Here is a 7,782-nt window from a genome sequence, read left to right on the forward strand (position 1 = left end):
TACGGTGGCCGTATGACGGCCTTGACCAGCCTCCTGAACCCTGCGCCCCGGCAGACGGGCGAACCGGTCGACGGCGTGCGCCTCAACGGGTTGCGGGCGGGCGTCCTCGGCGCGAACGACGGCATCGTGTCCGTCGCCGCGCTCGTCGTCGGCGTCGCCGGCGCGACCCCCGGCTCGGCCGCGATCCTCACCGCCGGGATCGCCGGTCTCGTGGCCGGCGCCCTGTCGATGGCAGCCGGCGAGTACGTCTCGGTGAGCTCGCAGCGCGACGCCGAGCGCGCCGGTCAGATGGCCGACGAGCACCTGGTCAACCCGTGGCACGCCGCGGTCGCCTCGCTCGGGGCGTTCCTGGTCGGCGGCCTCGTGCCGGTGCTCGTGGCGCTCGTGCCGTGGGGCGCGGCGCTCGTGCCCGCGGTGTTCGCCGCGGTCGTCGCCGCCCTCGTCCTGACCGGGGCGGTGAGCGCACGGATCGGTGGGGCGCCCGCGCTCCCCGCGGTGCGGCGCAACGTGATCGGCGGCTCGCTCGCGATGGTGATCACCTACGCGATCGGCGCGGTCGTCGGGCTCGCGGTCTAGCGGTCCCGCCGTCCCGACGCGATCGGCCACCTAGGCTGCTCCCGTGGCCAAGAACGCCAAGCACGCCCCGACCGGCACCCCCGCGCTCGTCGCGCTCACGCAGGCGGGCGTCCCGCACACCGCGCACCCGTACGAGCACGACCCGGCGTCCGACGTGGGCTACGGCCTCGAGGCGGCGCAGGTCCTGGGCGTCCCGCCCGAGCAGGTCTTCAAGACCCTCATGACGGTGGTCGACGGCACGCTCACGGTCGCGGTCGTCCCGGTGACCGGTCAGCTCGACCTCAAGGCCCTGGCCGCAGCCGCGGGCGGCAAGAAGGCCGCGATGGCGCCCAAGCCCGACGCCGAGCGCGCGACCGGCTACGTCGTCGGCGGCATCTCGCCGCTGGGCCAGCGCACCGCGCACCCCACGGTGGTCGACGAGACGGTCTGGCTGTTCGACACCGTGTTCGTCTCCGGCGGCCGGCGCGGCCTGGACGTCGAGCTCGCGCCCGACGACCTCGTACGGCTGACCGCCGCGACGGTCGCGGACATCGCCAAGGGCTGAGCCTCAGCGCCGCGACGGCTCGCCGTAGCCCACGAACGGGTGGTCGGACGGGACGATCTGCTTGCCGAGCGGCATGAGGGAGATCGGGATCATCTTGAGGTTCGCGATGCCCAGCGGGATGCCGATGATCGACAGGAACAGCGGGATCGCGGTGAGGACGTGCTCGATCGCGAGCCAGATGCCCGCCACGAGCACCCAGATCACGTTGCCGACCACCGACCACGCCCCTGCGTCGGGCTTGTCGACGACCGTGCGGCCGAACGGCCACAGCGCGTAGCCCGCGATCCGGAACGCCGCGATCCCGAACGGGATCGTGACGATGAGGATGCAGCAGATGATGCCCGCGAGCACGTAGCCGAGCGCGAGCCAGAAACCCGCCAGGACCAGCCAGATCAGGTTCAGCAGCGTCTTCACGGACCTCACCGTGCCATGCCGCGTGCGCGCGCACCAGCCCGCTCGGCACGGCGGCTCGCCCGCGGGGCGCGAGGTTCGTCGCCCACGGCGCCGTCCGTTAGGTTGCTGGGTCGTGGAGCCCGCCGCCGTCCCCTACCACGTCCCCCTCGACGCGCCGCTCGCCGCCGTGCGTGACCGCGTCGCGCGCGCGTGCGCCGCGGCGGGTCGACGCCCGCAGGACGTGACGCTCCTGCTCGCGTCCAAGGCGCAGACGACGGCCACCACCCGCGAGGCGCTCGAGGCCGACGCGCGGGCCCGTGCGGCCGACCCGTCGCTGCGTCCCGTGCTGCTCGGCGAGAGCAAGGTCCAGGAGCTCGTCGCGAAGGCGCCCGAGCTCGTCGACCTCTCCCCGGCCTGGCACGTGATCGGGCCGTTGCAGTCGAACAAGGTCAACGCGGCGCTGCGCTGGGCGTCGTGCGTCGAGTCGGTCGCCTCCCTCGACCTCGCGCGGCGACTGTCCACCCGCGCGTCGGGCCGTGCGACGCCGCTGGACGTGATGCTGCAGGTCAACGTCTCGGGCGAGCCGACGAAGCAGGGGGTCACGCCGCAGGACGCGGTGCCGCTCGCGGTCGCCGTGGGCGCGCTGGAGGGTCTGCGCCTCGTCGGCTTCATGACGATCGGCGCACGGTCCGACGACGACCGCGTCGTCGGCGAGGGCTACGACCTGCTGCGCACCATCCGCGACGAGGTGGTCTCGAGCGGGGCGCCGCGGACGGCGAGCGCGAGCGGGCTGTCCATGGGCATGAGCGGCGACCTCGAGCTCGCGATCGCCTGCGGCGCGACCATGGTGCGCGTCGGGACGGCGGTGTTCGGGAGCCGTCCGGCGGTCGCGGGCCGCTGAGGACGCAGCCGGCGCGAGCCGGCCCTGCGCATCGCGGCGAGCTCGCGCGCGTGCAGCACGGCCATGCGCCGCAGCTCACGGTCCAGCGTCACGCTCTCGTCCACGACGTCCTCCATCGGTGCCCGGGTGCGGTGCCTCGCCACCCGTCATCCCCTCTGTGTCGCCGGGTCGCCGACACCTGCACGTCAGGGACCGGGAGGTGACGGCCAGATACGCGCTGGGCCACGACCGCGGACGTGTCGCAGAGGCGGCAGCCCGGACGCGGCGTCCCGCGGCCGCCGTCCGGCACGCCACAATGGGCGCGTGAGCGACCTCCGCAACCGCCGGCTGCCCGCCTGGGTCTACGGGCACGGCCAGGAGCCGGACGCCCGGTTCTCGCTCGCCAACGAGCGCACGTTCCTCGCCTGGGTGCGCACCGCGCTCGCGCTGCTCGCGGCGGGGGTCGCGCTCGAGGCGCTCGACCTGCCGGTCGAGGAGCGGCTCCGGCTCGCCGCCTCCGTGCTGCTCGTCGTGCTCGGCTCGCTCGCGCCCCTGCTCGCCTGGTGGGGCTGGGCGCGTGCGGAGCGCGCGATGCGCACGGGCGCCGCCCTCCCGGCGCCGGTCGGCTTCCTGGTCCTCGTCGTCGGCGTCGCGGTCGCCGGGGTGCTCGTGCTGCTCGGGCTGCTCCTGCGATGAGCACGCCGGGGTTCGCGCTCGAGCGCACGCGGCTCGCGTGGCGACGCACCGCCCTGGGCCTCGCCGCCGGCTCGGTCGCGGCGGGCCGGCTGCTCCAGGACGTCGTGGGTCCCGTCTCCTGGCTCGTCGCGCTCGCGGGTCTGGCCGCCGCGGGGATCGTCGTGCGCCTCGCGTGGCGGCGCCACACCACCGAGGCACCCGAGGGTGGCCGCGGCGGGCGGCTCGTCGCGAGCATGGCGCTCGGGACCACGGTGATCGGGGTCGCCGCGTTCGTCGTCCTGGTCACCGGGCACGGCCGCCTCGTCTGACGCGGGCACGGCGTGGGCCGGGCGAGCGGGCGCGACCTGGCGCGGACGGGCTACGGCACGCGGGCGGTCCAGGCAGGGTCGGAGAACTTGTGCACCCGGAGCTGCTCGGCCCGCGCCAGCTCGTCGGCGCGCAGCTCGCCGGACACGCTCGGGTAGTGCGTGCGGAAGTGCGCCTCGAACGCGTCGATCACGTCCACGCGCGGCAGGTGCGTCTGCGAGCGCACCGGGTCGACGCGCTTGGCTGCGCTGCGCGTGCCCTTGTCGGAGACCTTCTCGCGCCCGATCCGCAGGACCTCGAGCATCTTGGCGGCGTCGATGTCGTACGACATCGTCACGTGGTGCAGCACTGCGCCGCCCACGAGCCGCTTCTGCGCCGAGCCGGCGAGCTTGCCGCCGGGTGAGGAGATGTCGTTGAGCCCCGAGAGCGTCGCGGCGACCCCGACGTCCGCGAGCGCGCCCAGCACCCACTGGTTGAGGAACGCGTACGACTCCTCGAACGTCATGCCGTCGACCAGCGAGCCGGGCACGACGAGCGAGAACGTGATGCAGTTGCCCGCCTCCATGAACATCGCGCCCCCGCCCGAGATCCGGCGGACCACCGTGATGCCGTGCCGCTCCGCAGCTTCGAGGTCGACCTCGTTCCGCAGCGACTGGAACGAGCCGATGATCACCGCGGGCTCCTCCCACTCCCAGAACCGCAGGGTCGGCCCGCGACGACCCGCCGCGAGCTCCTCGGTGAGCACCTGGTCGAGCGCGGCGTGCAGCGCGGGCGCGAACGGCCCGGGGCGGATCACCTCGAACGTGTGGTCGGCCCACGTCGTCGAGCGGCCCAGGGCGCGGCGTACCGCGACCGCCACGGCGTGCTCGTCGAACCCCACCATGGACACGGGCCCGACGAGGCGGCCGGCGTCCTGCGCGGCGGCCAGGTGCTCGCGCACCGCCTCGGCGAGCCGGGAGGTCGTCGTGTCCGCCGGCAGGCCCGTGAGCGCCGCGTCGATCTCGACGAGCGCCTCGTCGGGCTCGAGGAAGAAGTCGCCGGCGACCCGCACGTGGTCCAGCACCCCGCCGCGCACGGTGAGGTCGACCGTGACGAGCTTGCCGCCCGGGACCTTGTACTCGCCGTGCAGCGCGTGGCCGTCTCGCGCCCGGCCCGCGTCCGGATCGTCGTCGTGCGGCTCGTGGTGCGTCTGGGTCACGCGACCAGCCTAGGCGCGCACGCGAGCGGTCCCGCGCCCGTCAGCCCAGCGCGGCGACCGCGGCCTGCGCTCGCTCCTGCACCATGGTGGACAACGACTCGGGTGAGCCGAGCGTCGCGAGCTGCGCGGGCACGTCGTCGCCACCGCCGAGCGCGGTCGCCGTCCACGTCACGATCACGTTGCCGACGAGCACGTGGCCGCGGTAGCCGGGCTCCACGGCGCCCTCGGCGGTGTGCACGATCTCCTGCACGATCGCTGGGTACACGCCCTGCCCCTCGATCGCCGGCTCGGCCTTCCAGCTGCCGCCGTCGATCCCGGGGTTGACCTGCGCGTACTCGGGGCAGCCGTCGACCGTCGTGACCAGGTCGCGAAACGCGGCCTGGGCCGCGGTCGCGTCGGGCAGGGTCGTCAGCTCCTGCATGAAGTCGAGCCCGTCGTTGACGAGCGACCGCGCGACGAAGCCCGGCGGCAGGCTGACGACGATCGTGCGCGCCGTGGTGCACTCCGGCGGTTCGACCGTCGAGCCCTCCGGCAGCCCCCACGGCAGCTCGCCGGCGGCGAGGCCCGTCCGGACGCCGTCGGCCGCCGCGGGCACGGCCTCCTCCAGCGCGGGCTTGCGGACGAACAGCGACTGGACGTTCGTGTCGTCGAACACCGCGTCCGCGCCGGGGACGGGCGGCTGCGACGGGGTGGACGTCGGGCTCGGGCTCGCCGTCGGGGCCGCGCTGGACGCGGACGCCGAGGGTGAGGGCGTGGACGTGGTCTCGTCGACGATCGGCTCCGTCTCGTGGTCGGCCCAGGGCTGGACGACGAGCAGCACGACCACGGCGACGACGGCGATCACGACGACCCACCACCACCGCCGGGCCGGACCGCGCGCCTGTGACGCGTCAGGCGAACCCGCCCCGCCCGTGAAGGCCGGCTCGGTGCTCGTCACGCGCGTCCTCTCCTCGCTGTCCAGGGCGGGTGGCCCTGCTGCGTCGACCGTGGTCACCGGCCGGGCGGAGTCCCGGCTCGACCGGCGGTGGTCGTCGTGTCCGAGGCTAGGCCCGTTCGACCCCCGCCGCTATCGTCGTCGCGCCCGGGGCGCTCAGCGTGGCACCACGCCGCGGTTCCGCAGGCCCCAGATGGTGCCGTCGGTGAGCGCCTCCCAGGACGCCTCCAGCAGGTTCGGGCCGACGCCGACCGTCTGCCACACGGACTGGCCGTCCGTGTGCTCGATGAGCACGCGCGTCACGGCATCCGTGCCGTGCATCGAGTCGAGGATGCGCACCTTGAAGTCGATGAGCTCGAACGACTCGAGCTCCGGGTACGCACCCACGAGCGCCAGGCGCAGCGCGTGGTCGAGCGCGTTGACCGGGCCGTTGCCCTCGCCGGTCGTGACGATGCGCTCGCCGCCCGCGTGCAGCTTGACGGTCGCCTCGGCACTCGCGGGCGTACCGCGGCCACCGGCGCGCTCGACGATCGTCCGCCACGACTCGACGCGGAAGTACTGCGGTCGCGAGCCCTCGATCTCCTCGACGAGCAACAGCTCGAACGACGCGTCCGCGGCCTCGTACGTGTACCCGTGAGCCTCGGCGTCCTTGACGCGCTCGGTCACGCGCGAGAGCACGTCCGGACGCTGCGACAGGTCGAAGCCGAGCTCGCGGCCCTTGAGCTCGATCGACGCCCGGCCCGCCATGTCGGAGACGAGCATGCGCATGTCGTTGCCGATGAGCGCCGGGTCGATGTGCTGGTAGAGGTCCGGGTCGACGCGGATCGCGGAGGCGTGCAGCCCGGCCTTGTGCGCGAACGCGCTCGCGCCGACGTACGGCGAGCGCGCGAACGGCGAGATGTTGGTGATCTCGCTGATCGCGTGCGCGATGTGGGTGAGCTCCGGCAGTCGCGAGGTGCCCTCGTCGTCGCGCGCGAGCACCGGCAGGCCGTACTTGAGCTCGAGGTTCGCCACCACTGCGAGCAGGTCGGCGTTGCCCGTGCGCTCGCCGTACCCGTTGACGGTGCCCTGCACGTGCGTGCACCCGGCCTCGACGGCCGCGAGCGTGTTCGCCACGGCGCAGCCCGAGTCGTTGTGCGCGTGCATGCCCAGCACGACATCGGGGCCGAGCGCGTCACGGACCTCGGCGACGACCTGCGAGACCCACACCGGGACCATGCCACCGTTCGTGTCGCACAGCGCGACGACCTCGGCCCCCGCCTCGAACGCGGTCGCCGCCGCGGCACGCGCGTAGGCGGGGTCGAAGCGGTACCCGTCGAAGAAGTGCTCGGCGTCGACGACCACGCGGCGACCCTCGGCGACGAGGAGCGAGACGGTGTCGGCGATCATCGCGAGGTTCTCCTCGCCCGTGGTCCGCAGCGCCCGCTCAGCGTGGCGGATGTCGCTCTTCGCGACGAGCGCGACGACCGGCGCCTCGGAGTCGAGCAGGGCGCGCACCTGCGGGTCCTGCGACGCCCGGACACCGGGCTTGCGGGTCGCACCGAACGCCGCGAGCTCGGCGTTGCGCAGGTCCAGCTCCTTGGCCGCCCGCTTGAAGAACTCGGTGTCCTTGGGCACGGCGCCTGGCCAGCCGCCCTCGATGAAGCCGACGCCCAGCTCGTCGAGCAGCGCGGCGATCGCCAGCTTGTCGGCGACCGACAGCGCGATCCCCTCCTGCTGGGCGCCGTCGCGCAGCGTCGTGTCGTAGACCTGCAGGGTGCCGACCGGCGAGCCCGCGAGGTGCGGGAGGTCGACGCGCTGGTCGAGGTTCGCTTCAGGAGTCGCTGCGTTCACGGTGGTGCTCTCTTCAGGACGTGCGGAGTGCTCGGGACGCGTGCAGGTGGAGCTCGGGCCGGCGCGGGGGTGTCCTCGTGAGACGGACCCGCACCAACAAAAAGACCCCCCGGGGTACGGGAGGTCTGCGCGTCAGCGGGTGTGCCGACGCGCTAGTCGATAATCGAGGTCCACGGGGACATGCCGCCATGGTGACACACGCCACCCGCCGCGGTCACGCCCGGCACGCCGGGTTCCACCCCTCGGACGCACGCGCGAGCGGCAGCGCCTCGAGATGCGGCCGGCCGCGAGGTCACTAGCGTGAATCGGGACGACGACGCTCGTCGTCCGCACACCTGGAGGCCCGCGTGAGCGCACTGCCCCCTGATCCGCCACCCGACCGTCAGCCCGTCACCCGGCGGATGCCGCCCGTCGTCCCCGAG

The 7,782-nt window shown here is 74.0% G+C and carries 9 protein-coding genes; 5 read left to right on the forward strand and 4 right to left on the reverse strand.

Annotation, left to right across the window (positions count from 1 at the left end):
* Positions 1-12: 12 nt before the first annotated feature.
* On the forward strand, positions 13-576 hold the full coding sequence (locus CWIS_RS02565) for a VIT1/CCC1 transporter family protein (RefSeq protein ID WP_048341673.1): 564 nt from the start codon (positions 13-15) through the stop codon (positions 574-576).
* A 43-nt stretch (positions 577-619) separates the two neighbouring features.
* Positions 620-1,120 carry a Cys-tRNA(Pro) deacylase gene (gene ybaK, locus CWIS_RS02570; RefSeq protein ID WP_048341674.1) on the forward strand — a complete coding sequence of 167 codons (501 nt, stop codon included), beginning with the start codon at positions 620-622 and terminating at the stop codon, positions 1,118-1,120.
* A gap of 3 nt (positions 1,121-1,123) precedes the next feature.
* Here ybaK and CWIS_RS02575 read toward each other — a convergent pair whose 3' ends face one another.
* The gene (locus CWIS_RS02575) at positions 1,124-1,534 is read right to left on the reverse strand and encodes a YccF domain-containing protein (protein WP_048341675.1); all 411 of its coding nucleotides are present in this window, start codon (positions 1,532-1,534) and stop codon (positions 1,124-1,126) included.
* Between the two features lie 112 nt (positions 1,535-1,646).
* Between CWIS_RS02575 and CWIS_RS02580 the strand changes: the two genes are divergently transcribed.
* The 3 genes from CWIS_RS02580 (at position 1,647) to CWIS_RS02590 (ending at position 3,397) form a co-directional block, all read left to right on the forward strand.
* Entirely contained in the window at positions 1,647-2,414 is a 768-nt protein-coding gene (locus CWIS_RS02580) for a YggS family pyridoxal phosphate-dependent enzyme (RefSeq protein ID WP_048341676.1), read from the forward strand.
* A 303-nt stretch (positions 2,415-2,717) separates the two neighbouring features.
* Complete coding sequence (locus CWIS_RS02585; protein ID WP_048341677.1) at positions 2,718-3,089, forward strand: YidH family protein; 372 nt, start codon at positions 2,718-2,720, stop codon at positions 3,087-3,089.
* Positions 3,086-3,397: a DUF202 domain-containing protein gene (locus CWIS_RS02590; RefSeq protein ID WP_048341678.1), complete on the forward strand. Its 312-nt coding sequence runs from the start codon at positions 3,086-3,088 to the stop codon at positions 3,395-3,397. The genes CWIS_RS02585 and CWIS_RS02590 overlap by 4 nt, the downstream gene beginning before the upstream one ends.
* Positions 3,398-3,447: 50 nt before the next feature.
* Here the strand turns inward: CWIS_RS02590 and CWIS_RS02595 are convergent, their stop codons facing one another.
* The 3 genes from CWIS_RS02595 to cimA form a co-directional block, all read right to left on the reverse strand.
* Positions 3,448-4,524, reverse strand: a complete 1,077-nt coding sequence (locus CWIS_RS02595; protein ID WP_048341684.1) for a biotin/lipoate A/B protein ligase family protein — start codon at positions 4,522-4,524, stop codon at positions 3,448-3,450.
* Between the two features lie 109 nt (positions 4,525-4,633).
* Positions 4,634-5,530 carry a sensor domain-containing protein gene (locus CWIS_RS02600; protein ID WP_156186519.1) on the reverse strand — a complete coding sequence of 299 codons (897 nt, stop codon included), beginning with the start codon at positions 5,528-5,530 and terminating at the stop codon, positions 4,634-4,636.
* A 153-nt stretch (positions 5,531-5,683) separates the two neighbouring features.
* The gene (gene cimA / locus CWIS_RS02605; RefSeq protein WP_048341685.1) at positions 5,684-7,282 is read right to left on the reverse strand and encodes a citramalate synthase; all 1,599 of its coding nucleotides are present in this window, start codon (positions 7,280-7,282) and stop codon (positions 5,684-5,686) included.
* Positions 7,283-7,782: the final 500 nt, after the last annotated feature.

Source organism: Cellulomonas sp. A375-1, assembly GCF_001040865.1.
Taxonomy (GTDB): domain Bacteria; phylum Actinomycetota; class Actinomycetes; order Actinomycetales; family Cellulomonadaceae; genus Cellulomonas; species Cellulomonas gelida.